Genomic DNA, 17716 nt, shown 5'->3' on the forward strand with positions numbered 1-17716 from the left:
TGAAAATAAAACGCAAAAAGGATTTAAATGGGCAAAATATCTCTTTCGCTCTGCTGGGGTGTTTTGATATCCTCCAAGTAATTCTCGCCAGCTTGTGCTCCATATGGGGTGCGGTTGAATTAGAAATTCCTTATCTCAACTCATTTGGTTCCTGTTCGAGCCCGACTTTCTGCCTGAGCTCTTCTGGCGGTTAATCTCCCCCAACCGCAACTAAGGCAGTGATTGTGGCTCTTGGCTACCGGTATGTCTGCACTTGTGGCGACTGGCCGTTGGCAAACCTCCTCATTCCTTTTCTTAACTTGGGAGATCGTGATGAAAATGCGCTTCGTGCGATCGGGTTTTACGTTGGTTGAACTGCTGGTGGTGATTGCCATCATCGGTGTATTAATTGCCTTGCTCTTGCCGGCCGTGCAGCAAGCCCGAGAGGCAGCTCGTCGGATGCAATGCACCAACAATCTGAAACAGTTGGGGTTGGCTCTTCACAACCACCACGACACCTACGGCCAGTTTCCACCTGGCTACAAATTTCCCTCTGGCTTCACCGACGGCGATCCGACTTGGGGCTGGGGAGCATTCATCCTTCCGTTCATTGAACAAGTGACTGTCTACGATGCCTTGGATCCACAGAACCAGACATTGGCAACGGCCATCGCCGATACTGCCAACGATTTGAAGGTTTTGCAGACTCCGTTGAGCGCGTTCCGCTGCCCAACCGATACCGGTCCAAAACTGAACGACCAGCGTAAGCTCGACGATCAGGCAACCGCCGTGTCGAACTACATCGGTTCGAACTCGAGCGACCTGGCATGCCGTAATGATGGGATCCCCGGCACCAACTACGGCGCGGACGGCATCTTCTGGGAAAACAGCGAGTGCCGCTTTAAAGACGTTACCGACGGAACCTCGAACACGGTTGCCATTGGCGAACGCTGCTGGCAGATGAATCGCAAGAATGGCACCGGCAAGGCGAACTACTACGCCGGTAACATCTATGGCGTGGAAGGTCGACTGGTGACCGGTGGGAGCCCGATCAGCACGTTGACGCTGTACTCGGTCGTGGGTGGCACGGTTCGTGCCCTCAATTATGCCCGCAACGATGCCTATGAAAGCTCGTCTTACAGCAGCTTGCATCCTGGTGGCGTGCAGTTCGTCTTCTGCGACGGCAGTGTGCAGTTTATCCCGGACACGGTTCAGTTCGATGCGGACAACACGCCAGACACCGTACTGGAGTTGCTCGTCTCGCGAAACGACGGCCAGCCGGTCACGCTTCCTTAACCATTCGCCAGACTTTTATCAAAGATCAGGATAGATCCGATGCAAATATTTCGTAACTTCACAGGCATCGCCGCCGGTGCGGCATGTCTGGCGTTGACCGTCCTGCTATTTGCCAGCGGCTGTGGCATGGGAGGCTCACTCGATGCGAAAGAGGCTCCCGTCAAGCAGTTTGTCGAAAGCAAAGGGGGAATGGTCGAAGTCGAGAACTCTCATATTGTGACCGTCTGGCTGGAAAGTGCCGGACTGCAGAATAGCGATCTCGATCAGTTTGCTTCGCTGCCAGAACTGAAGCACCTGCACTTGAACTACAACGGTGATCTAACGAACGAAGTGTTCGCCACCGCTGAAAAGATGCCGAAGCTGGAAACGCTGGAGCTGACCGAAACCAAGATCACCAATGGTGCCGCCGACAAGTTCCGCGACACCCATCCTCAGGTGTCAATTTCTGGACCTGGGGCCTAATCGCCTGCAAACGTTCGGGGACGAACCTGGTTCGGGCCCAACCGAAAAGACCGGAGAGTTGGCCAGCCGTGGCTGCTCTCCGGTCTTTTTTATGCCGAGACATTACTTTGCCTGGCGATAGATTTCGATCGCTTCTGCTTCCGATGGAAGGTCGTCGCGAATCAGCGGCTTGGTCTCAGGCAACACCTTCGCCAGTTCGGCGGCGACCAGCGTTCCAAACAATTGGCTGCCGATCGCATTGAAGTGCGTGATGTCTTCCTTGCCGTTCGGGCCTGGCGGCTGCATCTTCATGCAGGCCTCTCTGCCCAGTTCTTCGTAGACGCGGATAGAGATCTTGTGCAGATCGATCAGCGGAACGTCTTTCTCCTTTGCAACTGATCGCGTCCCTTCGGCGTAGCCTCCAAGGATCGATTCAATCCGTTTCCCGTCGGCATCCCAGAAACGTCGCGAGACCGAAGTGACTAAGATCGGTTGGGCGCCGGCAGCTTTGGCCTCGTCGACATAGCGGGCCATGTTCTCGCGGAAGGTTGTCTTCGGATCGGTTTCACGCTTGGGGCCTTTGCCCGGCTGGTCGTTGTGCCCGAACTGAATGAGCACGTAAGTCGGCTCGGCACTGATCACGTTTTTCCAGCGGCCTTCGTCACGAAAGCTTTTGCTGCTACGGCCACCCATCGCCAGGTTGATGCAGGTTGCGTTTTCGTTGAGGGAATTCGCAAAACCAACGCCCCACCCTGCCCCGTCGGTCACGGTCGAATCGCCTGCGAGAATAATCTTAGGTTTGGCAGGCTTGTCCGCCGCGAGCAGCAGCGAACTGGTGGTAAGGAAGGCAGCGGCGACCAAAGCGGCAAGTTGGGGCATTCGAGGCATGGCGATTCTCGCAATCCAAGAAATCGATCGAGGTTAGGTGATGGGTTACTTCTAGTGTAACTCGTGTTCGCACGAATCGCTGCGGGCTATCGCTTGAAGCAGGCCGATACGGCGAATTACAATCACTCTCGCACCGGAAGTGGGTCAGGCGAAGTCTGGCATGCCACTGCAGATCGGAAACGAGAACGAGAAGATCATGAAATACATGCTGCTAGTTTATGGCGCCGAATCGAGTTGGACTCCCGACGAACGGGAAGATTGCATGCGCACGAGCATGGGAATCTGCGACGAGCTGGTCAAAGAAGGAAAGCTGATCACGTCGGCTCCGCTTCAATCGGTGGCCACCGCCAAGAGCATCCGCGTTCGCGACGGCCAACAGCTTGTCACCACGGGGCCTTTCGCGGAGACGACCGAGCAGTTGGGTGGCTTCTATTTGCTGGATGTCGAAACGGAAGCAGAGGCGATCGCGATTGCTTCGCGGATCCCACCTGCCCAAAAGGGAACGGTCGAGTTGCGTCCGCTGGAAGACCTGCCGCAGTAGGTCACTCAAGTAACGGAATTCGCTGGGGCAAAGATGAAGTTCAACAAGATCCATCTGGCAGTTCTCGCCGCGACCGGTTTGCTGGTGGTGGCCGGTGCGCTGTTCTACTTGCAATACTTCATGCTCCGGCCGATTGGCAGCGGCCCTGCGGGACCGCTGGTGCCGTCTGCTCCGTTCGACAATGTTTGGAATGAGCAGAAGGTTCTGCTGCTGGGCATTGGCGACAGCATCACGGCGGGGCTCGGAGCTGATTCGGTCGATCGCAGCTACTTCAATCGGCTGTGGAAAAACCCGGAAGGCGAATATGTCGACATGCATGACAAGTCGCTTTCGATCGTCCTGCCGAACATCACGACCGAGAACCTCGCGGTCTCCGGCTCGACTTCGGAAGATCATATGCGGACGATCGAACAGCGTCTGCCGGAACATCCCGACGACGTGTTCGGCCTGGTGGTGATGACCAGTGGCGGAAACGACTTGATTCATAGCTATGGTCGTCGACCGCCTCGCGAGTGTGCGATGTACGGGGCAACGCTGGCTCAGGCCGAGCCCTGGATCGAAGCGTTCCGAGTGCGGCTTGGTTCGATGCTCGATAAGATCGACGCGGCCTTCCCGGGCGGATGCGAGATCTACCTGGCCGACATATACGATCCGACCGATGGTGTCGGCGATGCCGCGAGCGTGTTTCTGCCCAACTGGCCCGACGCTTTAGCGATTCATTCTCGCTACAACGAGGTAATCCTCGAAGCGATCGACGCTCGCGAGAACGTGCATCATGTGCCGTTGCACGCGGCCTTTCTGGGGCATGGCTCGCATTGTCGGCAGTTTTGGCGATCGACGTACATCGCCGACGATCCTTATTATTGGTTCTACGAAAACATCGAAGATCCCAACGATCGCGGCTACGATGCGATCCGCCGATTGTTTCTCAACGAAATCGTCGAGCACTCGCAGTTATCGTCCTTAGACGATCAGAACGGCCAGAAGAAATAAGTCACGCCCACCGCCACGCCGGCAATCGCCAGCCCCAAGAGCACCATCACTCCATCTTCCACGGTTATGCCTAAGGCGAACAACGCCACGGCCAGTCCAGGGATAGAGACGGCGAAGGGGAGCAAGGCCAGGGGAATGAACAAGATCGCCAGTAACGCGATGATAATCGCCAGCACGTAATAAAAGGGAGCCGTGGTAAGAAACGTCAGACGCCGAGCGGTAAACTTCTCTAGCCACTTGGCCCAAGGCAGGGTCTTATCGATCCCTTGGGCAAACGTTTCCCGCGAGAACGAAAAGTTGAGCAATCGCTTCGGCAGCCACGGGCGGCCGCTGGAAACAAGCATCTGGACCGATACCAGCAGCAGTACCAGTCCCGTGGCGATCGACATGCCGGGGATTGCCCCAATCGGAGAAACGGCCAAGATCGCCGGCACCAATAACAGAGGCCCAAAACTTCGGCTGTCGAGGGCGTCGAGAACGTCTCCGAGCGAGATTTGATCCCCCTCGGTATTCTCTTTCATTTGCTGCAGAACTTCCGTCAGACTTTCAGGCGAATCATCTTCCTGATTCTGATCTGACTGAGCTGCTTCTGTATCGGGCATGTGCTTACTTGGGTTTGCATATCGTTGGTTTCCACAACTTAACAGCAAACAGCATACCAGCTACATCAACTGCTTTTGTTCCCGGAGCGTGTGAAAGAGCGAAACGTGGTCCTCCGCACTCCGGGCAAGGCTGAAGTGATCGATGACTCGCTTCCTCGCCGCACTGCCGAGCGATTGCGATAGCTGGCGGCTATCGAGCACCCGGATCAAGGCCTCCGCGAGGGTCTGAACGTCGTCGACCGGAAAGATCAGCCCGTTCTCTTCAGGCTGGATTAAGATTCGATTCCCTGGAATGTCGCTGACGACGCATGGCAGGTTGGCGGCCATTGCTTCCAGCAGCGCGATCGACATTCCTTCATGCAGCGACGGCAACACGAACGCATCGGCAGCCGCCAGAACGTCTTCCACCGTATCGAACGCCCCTGGCAGGATGATCCGGCTTTGCAGCCCCATCGCCCCGATCATGGCCGTGAGTTCGCTTTCCTGGGGGCCCTCTCCGATCAGCCACAACCGGGCCGCAGGAAAACGCTGCAGAACCAAAGGCCAGGCCCGGACCAGTTTGGCAAGTCCTTTGCCGGGATGAAGCCTGCCGGTAAACACCACCAGCGGAGCCGATTCGGTGAGGGTGAGAATAGGATTGGCCGTGCCCAGGGCCATGCGAGCCTGGCGGCGATCTTCGGCGGTACGAAGCGGTCCAATCTTCACGCCGTTGGGGATGAAGCGTATGCGCTGGCGGTCGAACCCGGCCGAGAGCATCTCGTCGAAGATCTGCTGGCTCGGCGCGATGAAGGCATCGGCTTGCTGGCAATAGCGACGAATCCTCAGGCCAAAGTTGGCGGTGTCGTGGAAGGCACAGTCGCCGGTATCGCCGGAACCTTCGGCACGCAGCACGACCGGCACTTTGCTGCCAGCCAACCGCGAGGTTGCCACCACGGCGCTATGCTTCAACATCGAGACGTAGACGCCGTCGAGTTCGTGTTGTTCGGCCCTAAGCCAACGACCGAGCGACATCATATAGCGAACCGTTCCCCAGCCGCGGACTGAAGGGTTGGGTAAGCGAACGACCGGGATGCCACGGTGTGAAATCTGCTTCGGCCAATCGGGATGCCACTGGGCGGTGAGTACCTGAACGTGGTGCCCCTGACGGGTCAGCTCTTCCGCCATGTTAGCCATCACCATTTCGGCACCGCCGACCAATGGCCAAAATCGGCGAGTGACAAGAGCCAGTCGGAGAGGGGTCATGCGTGCGCGGCGATCTCGTGTTCTTCCAGGACAGCAACGAACGGCAAATTGCGATAAAGATCTTGGTAATCCAAACCGTAACCCACCACAAACTGATTGGGAATCGTAAACCCAGTGAAGTCAGGTTGAAGATCAACTTCATGGCGATCTGGCTTCGAGAGCAGCACCAGTGATCGAACCGAACGGGCACCATTGGCTTGGATGCTGGTCAGCACTCGGTCCAGCGTGCGACCAGTGTCGAAAATATCGTCCACCACCAGTACGTCCTGGTTGGCAACGCTGGGCATCATGTCGAGATTCAGCGCCAGTTCGCCCGCAGAGGTCGCTGTACCGCGATAGCTGCGGGCCTGCATCACGCCCACCTTCAAAGGCATCTCGAGATGGCGGATCAGGTCCGCCATCAGCACCAGACTGCCCGTCATCACGCCCAAGACCGTCAGTGGTTGGTCTCCGTACGTTTCGCGCAGTTCGTCAGAAAGTTCAGCGACTCGGGCCGCCAGCTTGTTGGGAGGAATCAGAATCTGCAACGGTACTTCCTGGGATGGTCCTGGGGGAGCATTTCTTCGTTGGAATCGCCATTGTAAGCTGGCCCTGAGAAAATCTGTAGAACCCGCGCGAATTGCTTTGCTGCCTCGAGGAAATGCGATGTACGACCTGATCGGAGATATCCACGGCCACGCCCAGCCCCTAATGGCCTTGCTCGAGAAGCTTGACTATCGGCAGCAGGATGGAGTTTATCAGCATCCCGAGCGGAAGGTGATTTTTCTCGGAGATTTCGTCGATCGCGGCCCGCAGATTCGCGAAGTGCTGGAAATCGTAAGGCCGATGGTCCAGACCGGGGTAGCCTTGGCGGTTATGGGTAACCACGAGCTCAACACGCTCGCCTTCCATCTGCCTCATCCTGATCGCCCAGGCGAATACGTTCGCCAGCATACCCCCAAGAACGAGAAGCAATGCCAGCAGACGTTGCAGCAGTTGAGCGACAGTCAACTTGCCGACGCCCTGGATTGGTTCCGTACGCTGCCGATGTGGCTCGATCTGGACGGGCTGCGCGCGGTGCATGCCTGCTGGGATCCGGTAGAAATCGACCATCTGCAGCAGGCGTTTGCCGGGGAAAGCCAGCTCACCGATCGCCTGATTCAAGCGGCATGTCTGCCGGAAGGCGAGCTCTTTCATCCGGTGGAAGTGGTCCTGAAGGGAAAAGAGATGGCGCTGCCGGAAGGCATTCAGTTCGCCGACAAAGATGGCAATGTACGGACAAAGACGCGGATGCGCTGGTATCTTTCGCCAGAAGGGCATACCTATGGTAGCTACGCAATGACCGATCCGATTGCGTGCGATCTGCCGCTGCCGGCATCGATCGCGGCGAAGGCCAGGCCGTACGAAGCGACCGAGAAACCCGTGTTTGTCGGGCATTATTGGCTAAAAAAAGACACGCCACAGTTACTCAGCAGTAATGTGGCGTGTCTTGATTACAGTGTTGCGAAAGGCGGCTTTTTGTGTGCCTATCGCTGGAGCGGCGAGCAGGTCCTTGGCGATGCGAATTTCGTCGTGGCGACCTGATCCCGTCGATTGTGCTTTAGTTGCCGACTGCGGCGACGCCGCCAGCCAGAGCCACCATGGCAACCTGGATGATGATACCCAAGATCAGCAATACGCAGCCAACGATACCCAGGATCATACCAACCTGAGTGAGCTGCTTGCCTTCGGGATCCATACGACCAGCTTCGATCTCAGCCATGTCCTGCGAGCCCATCCACCATGCGAGTGGCGCGCAGATGCAGCAGAAAAATCCCAAGATACCAAGGACCAGGATGAGAACGCCGCGATGTGGTTTCATGAATGATTTCCTTCGTTAATTCCGTAACGCCTTCGTGGTGATACAATCAATGTTTCTGCTTCAAACACGATCCCTGCCTGGGATATCGGGCAGTATCATACCACTTCCGAAGTAGGAATCCTAGGAAACTTTTTGTTCTGTCATTAAGAAGTTGCATGACCGAGAAACCAATCTTCGGCAACTGGAAAGATGTCGACGTCGATGGCCACGTTTGCGAGGTCTTCGAGCCCCAGCAGCGAAACGATCACGGGTACGTCGGGATCTATTTACATGGCGTGCATCTGGGAAAGCTTTTCCATAGCCCGGCGTTTGTCGAGTCGCTCGAAGAAGTTGGCTTGCCGGTGGTGGCACCGGTAACCGAGCGTAGCTGGTGGACCGATCGGATCTGTCCCGAGTTCGACGCCGAGCGGACGTCGCAGCAATATCTGCTCGACAGCGTGCTCCCTTTCATCGAGCGTGAATTCGCCGCGAAGGCACCCCAGGTGGCCCTATTTGGTACCAGCATGGGGGGGCAAGGCTCGCTGCGTTTCGCTTACAAGTTCCCGGATCTGTTTCCGATCGTGGCGGCCGTCAGCCCGGCGATCGATTATCAGAATCGGATGCGAGATGACGACGAAGACAACTTGTGGCAGATGTATGACAGCACCGAGCAGGCTCGTCAGGACACGGCGACGCTTCACATTCATCCGCTGAATTGGCCGAGAAACCAGTTCTTTTGCTGCTGTCCCGAGGACACCTCTTGGTGGGAAAGCTCGGATCGGCTACGAATGAAACTCGCGTCTTTGGGAGTTCCGCATACGTGCGACCTCGAGACAAAGGGTGGGGGCCATGGTTTCAACTATTACAGCTTGATGGCCCCCAAGGTCGTGCAGTTCCTTTGGGAATCGCTCGAGAAAGAACGTCGCCGCGTGGCATAGGAAGTCGCAAACGCACCGATGCAGAAACTCATGCTTATCATCCCGACGCTTGATCGATCGGGAGCCGAGAAACAGCTTACGCTTCTGGCGAAGGGGCTTCCGCGTGACCAGTTCGATGTATCGGTTTGCTGTCTAACCCGGGGTGGTCCCTACAGCGAAGAGCTCGCCGCCGCCGGGATTCCGGTCACCGTGATTGGGAAGAAGCTGAAGATCGACCCGGCCGCATATTACCGAACGAAGAAGCATATTCGAGCGGTTCAGCCCGACATCGTGCATACGTGGCTCTTCGCCGCCAACAGCTACGGCCGCAAGGCTGCCCGGGCCGCAAAGGTTCCGCATATCCTCTGTGGCGAACGTTGTGTCGATCCATGGAAGATCACCCACGAACATCTGATCGATCGCTATCTCGATCGATTCACCGACAAGATCGTTTGCAACAGCTCGGGGATTGTCGACTTCTACACCCGCAAGGGACGTCGGGCCGACAAGTTTGTGACGATCGGCAACGGGATCGATCTGATCGATGGCCCACCGACTCAGAGCAAAGAAGCACTGTGGCAAGACTTGAAGTTGCCCCCGCACGCCAAGATGATGCTGACCGTCGGCCGCCTGTGGCCGCAGAAGCGGATGAAAGATCTGATCTGGGCGACCGAGATCCTCAAGCGAATCCGCGACGACGCTTATCTAGTGATTGTCGGAGATGGTCCCCAGCGAGAGCGACTCCAACGCTACACGGAACAAGTCACCATTCACGATCGCGTCCGCATCGTGGGGGCGCGGACCGATGTGCCTGACTTGATGAAGCATGCCACGCTCTTCATGCTGGCCAGCGGGTACGAAGGACAGTCGAACGCCCTGATGGAAGCGATGGCGACTGGGTTACCGGTGGCGGTGAGCGATATTCCTGGCAACCGCGACCTGGTAAAGCATGACGAGAACGGCTATCTGGTCGGGCTGGGGCAGCGCACCGAGTACTCGCGTTTCGCCAACTTCCTGCTGGAAGACGAAGCTTTGCGGAATCGTTTCGCCGAAGCAGGTCGCAAGACGATCGCCGAGCAGTTCAGTATTTCGCAGATGATCGAGCGTCATGTCCGGCTTTATCAAAGCCTGCGGTAGACTCTAAAGGCCCACGCTCAAACAGCTTACAGGCCGAGCTTTTCCCCTCGCTGGCAGGCGCCGGCCGAACCGCCCTGCCCCGGTTGTTGTCTCTTTCGGGCAGCGGTAGGCTAGTAGGTTTGAATTCTGGCCATCCGTTTGAACCTATAGAAACCTCAGAACGAAGACCATGAGCGATCCCTATTTCCAGAAGCTGTTTGCCGAACGTATTGGTGGTGAAAACTACGGTAAGGGAACCGCGATCTACAAGTTCGAGAAGATCAAGCGGGCCAAGCGTAAGGCCCTGGCCGACTATCCCGATCGCAAGCTGATCGACTTCGGGATCGGCGAAAATGACGAGATGGCTCCCGAAGCTGTCCGCAAGGTGATGGCCGACGAGATCAACAAGCCAGAAAACCGTGGCTACGCCGACAACGGCATCGCCGACTTCAAGAACGCCGTCGCTGGCTTCATGAAGCGATTCTTCGGCGTTGAGCTGGATGCCGCGACCGAAGTGAACCACTGCATCGGTTCCAAGACCGCGTTGGCCATGCTGCCAGCTTGCTTCATCAACCCAGGCGACATCTGCCTGATGACGGTGCCTGGTTATCCCGTCGCAGGTACGCACTCGGCCTACTACGGCGGTACCGTTTACAAGCTGCCTCTGCTCGCCGAAAACGACTTCTTCCCGGATCTGGACGGCATTCCAGCCGAAGTGAAGGAAAAGGCCAAGCTGCTGGTGATCAACTATCCCAACAGCCCGACTGGCAAGGTCGCGACCAAGGCGTTCTACGAAAAGGTCGTTGCCTTCGCGAAGGAAAACAACCTGGTCGTCGTGCAAGACGCGGCTCACACCGTGCTGACCTTCGAAGGTGAACCTCTCAGCTTCCTGAGCGTTCCTGGTGCCAAGGATGTCGGCGTCGAAGTCCACTCGCTGTCGAAGGGTTTCGACATGATTGGCTGGCGCATCGGTTGGGTCTGCGGCAATCCTCTGCTGGTCCAGGCCTTCAGCGACGTCAAAGACAACTGCGACAGCGGTCAGTTCATGGCGATTCAGAAGGCTGCCGCGGCGGCTCTGGGTAATGAAGAAATCCCGAAGCAGACCAAGGCCAAGTATCAGCGCCGCCTGGAAAAGCTGGTGGCCATGCTGAAGCGTTGCGGCTTTCAGTGCGAAATGCCTGGCGGTACCTACTTCCTTTACACGAAGTCGCCAACCGGGATCGAAGGTGGTCCAAGCTTCGCCAACGCCGAAGAAGCTTCGCAGTACCTGATCACCCAGCAGTCGATTTGCACAGTGCCTTGGGACGACGCCGGCTCGTTCCTTCGCTTCTCGGTGACCTATGTCGCCGCGGACGAAGCCGCCGAAGATGCCTTGATGGCCGACACCGAAGAACGACTGAAGCAGATCTCGCTGAAGTTCGACTAACAAGCCGTTACGAAGGCTGCTCGCTCTGAGATCTCAGGGCGAGTAGTCGCACGGCAATCAAAACCGGCCGGGCATTTCTCTCGCCCTGCCGGCATCGCAAGGCGTCGTTGCCGGTTGATTGATCCCGCAGCACCAGCCTGCCTTCATTGGCATCTTCTACCAGGAAGGCCGCGTCGCTGTAAGCGATCGAGACCGGAAGATCACCTCGTCTGGAAACCTTCAAGCCCTCTGGCTGCAAGATGCATTCGTTCGTCCATACGACGGAATCTCCCTTTGCTATGGCCTGATAGATCTCGGTTGCCAGATGCTCGCTAAGTCGGCTTAACGCGGCATCGATATCAGGCTGATCTTTGGTCGTCGATGTCCAGTGAAACTTCAGCGGCCGGCTTGGGGTCGTTTTCTGCTCGATGGCCAGGCTGTGATGAGAGTGGGTATAAATTCCATAGCCTCCTTCGTGATCGGACGTGTAGGTGAACGCCGCAATTTCTGCGAAGGCCAGTGGATGCCCATTCACCACGACCCCACGCTCGCCCAGATACAGCGAGCGACGCGATGTCGCGACGAGATAGAGCGAATAGATGGTCAGCAAGGCGATCCCCAGGTACAAGGCAATCCGCTGATCGAATTTCAGCGCCGGCTGTGTCCCAAGGTGATAGCCTGCAAACAGAAGCATGCCAAGCGACGCGACCAGTGAAAAGAAGGAAACAACTTCCCAGCCGCCCCGTTGTGCTATGGTCCGGCCGATGATCGATTGGTTTTTCGTATTGCCCTGCGGTGCAGAAGAATCGAGAGGCATCCGGCATTTGCCTTTCGCGTGAGATACTCGAAGCTACTGCGGTAACTCGAAGACCTGGCCGTCTGCTTTGTTTCCCAACAGCTCGAAGAGTTGCTGCTGGATGGTGTAAGGAATGAACCGCACGCTACCGTCGACCAGCAGCGCGTTCAGCCCGCCATCGTGCGAGCTGCCGAAACGCATTTCACCATCGCCTGACCCGTGGGTGTCGGCCAGCGGGGCCAGGTCGGTCCGGCGGATCGTTTCGTGCGTCACCATCGAGTTGCTTTCCCAGCCCGACGTATAGCCGTAGATATCGCCAGGCTGACTGCCATTGCCGAGTCGGGCAACATTGATCCGCTTCTCACCGACCATCAATGTGTTGCTGGTGCCGTCGGTCACGTCGGCAAAGTCGTACAGCTTGCGTTTGGGATAGACGCTGCCGGACGAGGTGTTGCCACAAGTCCCGCTTAAATTGCGAGCCAGGACACCGGTATCTTCCTGCGTGCCGCCGGCGTAGTCGATCTGTGCCAATGGAACCCGATTGAGCTGCGTCCCGTTCTGGCCATCGTAGCTCCAGCAGAAGGGGGCATACGATCCAGGTTCGACGGTCGGCGAGCGACGGCTTGGGCAGAAGTATTGATCGATGGCGGTTCCCATGGCGAACTCGGCCGATTCTTTGTCGGTCCCACCAGGCTTTCCGGCGTGGACGTTGCCTTGCTCCAGGTAGGGCAGAATTTGAAAAGCCCAGCCAGCGGCTTGCTTGTCGAGCATCCCGGGGCGGCCATCTTTAAACGAGACGTAAACCTGCTGGGCATAGCCACCGGTCGGAAAGGCGTTGTAGGTATCGGTATGGTTGTGCCAGGCCAGCCCGACCTGCTTCAGCTGATTGACGCACTGCATGCGGCGAGCCGCTTCCCGGGCACGCTGCACCGCCGGTAGAAGCAGCCCAATCAGAATCCCGATGATCGCAATGACCACAAGCAGCTCGACCAGGGTGAACCCGGACGGCAAAGCGTTTCGCGATCGAGAGGGGCGGAGGGGCATTACAGGGGTACGGCTGTATCAGTAATAGCGATCTTGTTGCGGTGTAAACACATTTGAAGGTACCCCGCAGGGTGGTTTTAGGCAAACGATTTGTGCCTTACATGGAAGGAATTTACGTCGCTTGGCGAGGATGGGAAATCTGGGTCCAAGGGGAATTAGGTGACCTATATTTTCAGGATGCAGAATGAATCGAGGCGGATTCTGGATACCGAGACGAGACAAAGGACGAAATCTGTGGCAGGAGTACCTTCAGAAACAACCGGCGATCAAGAGACACTTGATCAGGGGACGGAGCTGCCGCACGACACCAGCCCAGTCGCCCAGATGGTGGCCCGGGCCCAGCAGCTCTATTCCTTGCCAACTGTTGCCATGGAAGTCTTGAAGCTGACCGCCAACGAGCATGCCACGGTCGTTCAGATCAAGGAATGCATCCAGCGCGACCCGGCAATGACCGTCAAGATTCTGAAGGTGGTCAACAGTCCGCTGTTCGGTCTTTCCGGCGAAGTCTCGGACCTCAATCAGGCCCTGGCATTGCTAGGCATCAAGCCTCTGAAATTGCTGGTGCTTGGCTTCAGTTTGCCGAAAGAGATGCTGCAAGGGATCGAAGCGGAAGTGCTCGCCCAGTATTGGCAGTTCGCGTTGACCAAAGCAGTCGCCGCGCGCGAGATCGCCAACATGCAGGGAAAGAACTATGGCGACGAAGCCTTCATCGCCGGGCTGCTTTCCGAGATCGGTGCCCTGGTCATGCTGCAAGACCTGGGTGATGCGTATGCCAACTTCGCCAACAAGGTCCTGCAGGAAGAAGCGGATCTGTCGGAGATGGAATGGGAAACGCTCGGTTTCGATCACAACATTCTCGGCTGTCGGCTGCTACAAAGCTGGAACCTGCCCGAGGCACTCGTGCAGGTCATTCGCGAAGGGCATCCTTCGTCCGGAATCGAGTTCGGTCGGCTCCGCGGCCAATCGGCCACGCTGCGTCTGGCTCATAACCTGGCAGAAGTGTTGTCGCATCATCGTTTGTACCTGATGCCGAAATTTCTGCAGCAACTAAAAGCGACGATTGACGACGCGGACGAGCAAGTCGAAACCTTGGTGGTCGACATTCAAGACAAACTCTATCAATTGGCCAACGTGCTTTCGGTCTCGCTTCCCGACGGGATGAATTACTGCGAGATCGTGAGTCAGGCTTATCTGCAGATCACGCAGTTGGCCGAGTCGGTCGCGGCTCCATTGGCGATTTCGGCGAATCCGAATCGAGACCTGGTGATCCGTGCTCCGGAAGCCCAAAGCCTGATCGATTCGGTGAAACGCCTGACCGAGAACGGTGGCATTCCGCCGGTGTTACCAAAGAAGAAAACAAAAGAAGAAGAGGCCGCCGAGGAAGGGCCAACCGAAGCGATCTTCGCCGATGCTCGCTTGCTCCGCGAGATTTCAATCGCGATGCAACATAGTCGCAGTCAACGCTGCGAGTTCTCGCTGGCCCTGGTGCAGATCAATCGCTTCGATCATTTTTTGGTGACCGCCGGCATCGACGAAGTCGAAGTGTGGCGTCAGTTGGTGGCGGCGATTGTGGATCGTTTGAGTGACGGTCTCGGACGCGTGATGCCCTGTGGTGACTCGAGCGTGGCGATCATGCTGGAAGATCACGATCGGCATCAAGCCGTGACGCTGGCCCGACAGGCGATTGACCTGGTGACCAACTGGTCGCAGCGTCGCGAGAGTCATCTCGGGGTCGACCTCACCCTGAGCGGTGGGGTCGCGTGTGCCTGTGTGCCACCGAAGAGTCTTCCGGCGGACGAAATCTATCAAGCGGCCAAACGCTGTATATTGGCCGCCGCCAAAGGGGGCGGCAACGCGATCAAGAGCATCGAAGTCCTCTAATAACCAAGGATTTACGCCGCTTTCGATTGGTCGCGGCGAGTTGATCCCGCCGTCTTTTAACGGTGCTTATCGGGACGGAACATGTGCCAGGCTGCAGTTACCTTTACCATTCGAGTCGACCGTTATAGGCTTTAGGGACTGACCACTCCAGCCTGGCCACCCGCTTGTCCGGCCTCCGCCACGTTGCGGACTCGTGTTACCTTTGCCGAAATGAACGAATCGATGGAATCTCGTGCCGACGAGCAAACGTCTCCGCCCGAAACGTCCTTGCAGGAAGGACGGCAGACGTCATGGGATTCGGATTCGGTCGAATTCTCTTCCGAAGCGACCCGCATGATCCAGCAGCAAACGCGGAAACGTCGCGTGCGATTGCCGATCATCTTGTTCATCGCCACCTGCCTTTCCTGTTTCTTCGCCGGAATGACCCACTGGGAGCCCGGAGAAGCGGCAATCAACCTCATGGCCTGGTCGAACCCGCAGTCGCTGGGCATTCCGCGTGAGTACGATCTCTATCTCTCGAATCCCGCAGCCGAGCTTCGCCGCGATCTGTTGAATTACGCTTCCGCGTGGCGGATCGGTTTTGTCTACATGGCTGCGATGCTGGGGATTTTGTTCGCCCACGAGATGGGGCACTTCCTGATGGCGGTACGTTACCGCGTGCATGCCAGCCTCCCCTACTTCATTCCCGTACCGATCTCGCCGATCGGAACCTTCGGGGCGGTGATCGGGATGGATGGGATGCGGGCGAATCGAAAGCAACTGTTCGATATCGGTCTCGCAGGGCCACTGGCAGGACTGGTCGTTGCCGTGCCGATCCTGTGGTATGGCATCACCCAAATGGACCTGACGACGCCGGGCGAAGGTTCGTTCAAGCTCGATCTGCCACTCGCCATGCAGTGGATGATGCAGTGGCTGCAGGTCCCTGGTTACAAGTCGGGACTCTATATTTACCAAAGCCAACTGAACCCCTACTTCATGGCGGGCTGGGTGGGCTTGCTGGTGACCGGGCTGAACATGATTCCGGTCAGCCAGTTAGATGGCGGCCATGTGACGTATACGCTGTTCGGCAAGAAGGCTCACTTGATTGCCCGAGCTTTCCTGGTATTCGCCGTGATTTTCATCATCACCATGGGGGCTTACAACTGGTTGTTGATGCTGTTTTTGGTGATCTTGATGCGGCCAGACCATCCGCCGACGAGTGACGACAGTGTGCCTATCGGCGCGTTTCGTTACGTGCTGGGAACGCTCTCGCTGAGCATTCCAATTCTATGCTTTCCACCGATGGCTTTTGTCACGACGTAAGACTCAGGCCGCCAATCGCTGGAGCACTTCAGTCGTGATTGGTCGCTTGGCATCCCAGAAGATCCAGGCGGAAAGAAACTCTTGTACTTCGTCACTTTGCAGGCGAGCCGCGGCTGCCTTTGCCTCTTTTCGCGAAGGAAACGAGAGGAAGTAGGTCGTGTCGTCGAGCATGACCGGGCGGCCATCCTGCGGGCCAATCACGCGGAACCGAAGATCTTTGTGCAAAGCCGAGATCGCGACCTTCCACGGCGCGAACGAATACTCGCCGATTCCAAAGATCGAAAACGGAGGCCGGCCGCGATAGATCGAACTCTTGCGAGCCGCTAAGCGTTCGGCATGCTTCTGCAAGTAAGCCCATGTCCGTGGGGCGATGGTGGCGATCTTCGAGGTGTCTTCACCAGTATGCGTTTGGGGAACCAGCACAAACTGCTCGGTGCTCTTGGTTTCGCCCCGATGGATCGCTCCGGCGGGCATCAAGGGAAAGAGGAAGTCGTCCTCCAGTTCAACTGCTTCACCGAGACCGTTGATCAGCGTCCAACCTTCTCGGCGCAGTTGCATCACGTCACGGCAGTCATGCTTCAGGCCGCTTCGCCAGCGTCGGGTTGGTTTGTCCGCCATTAGTTCGCGATGACGTTCGAAGGCTTCCCGGTCGGCCAGCAAGCTTCCCTCGTAGTAGCCAAGAATCGACGCCGGCCGGGGATCTTCGATTTCATGGAAGATCGCACATTGACGCGACGCGGCACCTGGTTGAACGTGGCAAATGAACAGGCACGCATCGACCGCGGCTTGAAAGTGGCGGCGCGAATCGATGCAGCGGATCGAGCAGTCTTTCAGCGAAAGACCCTGTTTCCAGGCATGCTGCAGCACCTTCCGGGCGACGGCCGTCTTGCAGAGCATGGCCAGCACGCCTCCCTGCTCGGGCATCGACTCCAGCAGGTGGGTGATCATCCACTGCGAGATATCGAAGTTCGCTTTGCCGGTCTTGGCGGCGATGCCCCGCTCGTTCTGAAAGTTCGATTTGGCCGGTAGGTTCGCGCTGTCAAGTGTTCCGAGTTGCGAGTTCGTGACCCACGGCGGATTGCCAAGAACGAGGAGGGGCCCTGGATGCTGCTCGAGCGTCGCTTTCCAGTCTTGCTGAAAGAAGTCGGCCTGGGCGATGTCGATCGACAGGTCGCAGGCTTCAAGTCGCGAGCGAGCCGTGTCGACGTAGGTGTCGTTCCACTCACGCCCCACCAACTGCTTCACTTGAGGAAATACGTCGGCGGCTGCCTTCAAGAAAAAGCCTTCGCCACAAGTCGGTTCCACAATGGAGGCAGGCGTAATCCCCTCCTGCCGCAGCAAGCGACAGACGGCGTCGGCAAGTTCCGGGGGTGTTTGAAAGTCGCCAAACTCAGTCTTTTGGCGACTCTTGGCACGAATCATGGCTCGGCAACAATCTGGAAACATCGTGGTTG

Annotated in this window: 18 protein-coding genes; 10 read left to right on the plus strand and 8 right to left on the minus strand. The window is 57.3% G+C overall.

Annotated features, from left to right (window positions below; translation table 11 throughout):
* Positions 1-312 precede the first annotated feature (312 nt).
* Both ABD890_RS14220 and ABD890_RS14225 read left to right on the plus strand, forming a co-directional pair.
* Positions 313-1275, plus strand: coding sequence for a DUF1559 family PulG-like putative transporter (locus tag ABD890_RS14220; protein ID WP_345090561.1), 963 nt, complete (start codon positions 313-315; stop codon positions 1273-1275).
* Between the two features lie 39 nt (positions 1276-1314).
* The gene (locus ABD890_RS14225; RefSeq protein ID WP_345090564.1) at positions 1315-1737 is read left to right on the plus strand and encodes a leucine-rich repeat domain-containing protein; all 423 of its coding nucleotides are present in this window, start codon (positions 1315-1317) and stop codon (positions 1735-1737) included.
* Positions 1738-1839: 102 nt separating this feature from the next.
* On the opposite strand, the gene ABD890_RS14230 is transcribed toward ABD890_RS14225, so the two are convergent.
* Entirely contained in the window at positions 1840-2604 is a 765-nt protein-coding gene (locus ABD890_RS14230; RefSeq protein WP_345090567.1) for a rhamnogalacturonan acetylesterase, read from the minus strand.
* 160 nt (positions 2605-2764) lie between these two features.
* Between ABD890_RS14230 and ABD890_RS14235 the strand changes: the two genes are divergently transcribed.
* Positions 2765-3145, plus strand: a complete 381-nt coding sequence (locus ABD890_RS14235; protein WP_345090570.1) for a YciI family protein — start codon at positions 2765-2767, stop codon at positions 3143-3145.
* 33 nt (positions 3146-3178) lie between these two features.
* Positions 3179-4138: an SGNH/GDSL hydrolase family protein gene (locus ABD890_RS14240; RefSeq protein ID WP_345090573.1), complete on the plus strand. Its 960-nt coding sequence runs from the start codon at positions 3179-3181 to the stop codon at positions 4136-4138.
* Here the strand turns inward: ABD890_RS14240 and ABD890_RS14245 are convergent.
* From ABD890_RS14245 to hpt, 3 genes are read right to left on the minus strand one after another with little or no spacing between them, the layout of a single operon-like run.
* Positions 4117-4740 (minus strand): exopolysaccharide biosynthesis protein, encoded by a 624-nt coding sequence (locus ABD890_RS14245; protein ID WP_345090576.1) that lies wholly within the window; start codon positions 4738-4740, stop codon positions 4117-4119. The genes ABD890_RS14240 and ABD890_RS14245 overlap by 22 nt on opposite strands.
* 60 nt (positions 4741-4800) lie before the next feature.
* Positions 4801-5982 (minus strand): glycosyltransferase family 4 protein, encoded by a 1182-nt coding sequence (locus ABD890_RS14250; protein WP_345090579.1) that lies wholly within the window; start codon positions 5980-5982, stop codon positions 4801-4803.
* Positions 5979-6509 (minus strand): hypoxanthine phosphoribosyltransferase, encoded by a 531-nt coding sequence (hpt, locus tag ABD890_RS14255; RefSeq protein ID WP_345090582.1) that lies wholly within the window; start codon positions 6507-6509, stop codon positions 5979-5981. The genes ABD890_RS14250 and hpt overlap by 4 nt, the downstream gene beginning before the upstream one ends.
* A gap of 118 nt (positions 6510-6627) precedes the next feature.
* On the opposite strand from hpt, the gene ABD890_RS14260 reads away from it, so the two are divergent.
* Entirely contained in the window at positions 6628-7545 is a 918-nt protein-coding gene (locus ABD890_RS14260; protein WP_345090585.1) for a metallophosphoesterase, read from the plus strand.
* 16 nt (positions 7546-7561) lie between these two features.
* Here the strand turns inward: ABD890_RS14260 and ABD890_RS14265 are convergent, their stop codons facing one another.
* A complete protein-coding gene (locus ABD890_RS14265; RefSeq protein WP_345090587.1) occupies positions 7562-7822 on the minus strand; it encodes a DUF4190 domain-containing protein in 261 nt (86 codons plus the stop codon).
* 155 nt (positions 7823-7977) lie between these two features.
* Between ABD890_RS14265 and ABD890_RS14270 the strand changes: the two genes are divergently transcribed.
* From ABD890_RS14270 to ABD890_RS14280, 3 genes are all read left to right on the plus strand, one after another.
* Complete coding sequence (locus tag ABD890_RS14270) at positions 7978-8739, plus strand: alpha/beta hydrolase-fold protein (protein ID WP_345090590.1); 762 nt, start codon at positions 7978-7980, stop codon at positions 8737-8739.
* Positions 8740-8769: 30 nt separating this feature from the next.
* A complete protein-coding gene (locus ABD890_RS14275) occupies positions 8770-9855 on the plus strand; it encodes a glycosyltransferase (protein WP_345090593.1) in 1086 nt (361 codons plus the stop codon).
* A 169-nt stretch (positions 9856-10024) separates the two neighbouring features.
* Positions 10025-11260 (plus strand): LL-diaminopimelate aminotransferase, encoded by a 1236-nt coding sequence (locus ABD890_RS14280; RefSeq protein WP_345090596.1) that lies wholly within the window; start codon positions 10025-10027, stop codon positions 11258-11260.
* Positions 11261-11267: 7 nt separating this feature from the next.
* On the opposite strand, the gene ABD890_RS14285 is transcribed toward ABD890_RS14280, so the two are convergent.
* Together ABD890_RS14285 and ABD890_RS14290 are read right to left on the minus strand one after the other, a co-directional pair.
* Positions 11268-12056 carry a hypothetical protein gene (locus ABD890_RS14285; RefSeq protein WP_345090598.1) on the minus strand — a complete coding sequence of 263 codons (789 nt, stop codon included), beginning with the start codon at positions 12054-12056 and terminating at the stop codon, positions 11268-11270.
* Between the two features lie 33 nt (positions 12057-12089).
* Entirely contained in the window at positions 12090-13079 is a 990-nt protein-coding gene (locus tag ABD890_RS14290) for a DUF1559 domain-containing protein (protein ID WP_345090601.1), read from the minus strand.
* Between the two features lie 234 nt (positions 13080-13313).
* Between ABD890_RS14290 and ABD890_RS14295 the strand changes: the two genes are divergently transcribed.
* Together ABD890_RS14295 and ABD890_RS14300 are read left to right on the plus strand one after the other, a co-directional pair.
* A complete protein-coding gene (locus ABD890_RS14295; RefSeq protein ID WP_345090603.1) occupies positions 13314-14960 on the plus strand; it encodes an HDOD domain-containing protein in 1647 nt (548 codons plus the stop codon).
* Between the two features lie 222 nt (positions 14961-15182).
* Positions 15183-16262, plus strand: coding sequence for a site-2 protease family protein (locus ABD890_RS14300; RefSeq protein WP_345090606.1), 1080 nt, complete (start codon positions 15183-15185; stop codon positions 16260-16262).
* Positions 16263-16265: 3 nt separating this feature from the next.
* Here ABD890_RS14300 and ABD890_RS14305 read toward each other — a convergent pair whose 3' ends face one another.
* Positions 16266-17684 (minus strand): hypothetical protein, encoded by a 1419-nt coding sequence (locus tag ABD890_RS14305; protein WP_345090609.1) that lies wholly within the window; start codon positions 17682-17684, stop codon positions 16266-16268.
* Positions 17685-17716: the final 32 nt, after the last annotated feature.

The sequence above is a fragment of the Bremerella cremea genome, from assembly GCF_039541315.1.
GTDB classification, from domain to species: domain Bacteria; phylum Planctomycetota; class Planctomycetia; order Pirellulales; family Pirellulaceae; genus Bremerella; species Bremerella cremea.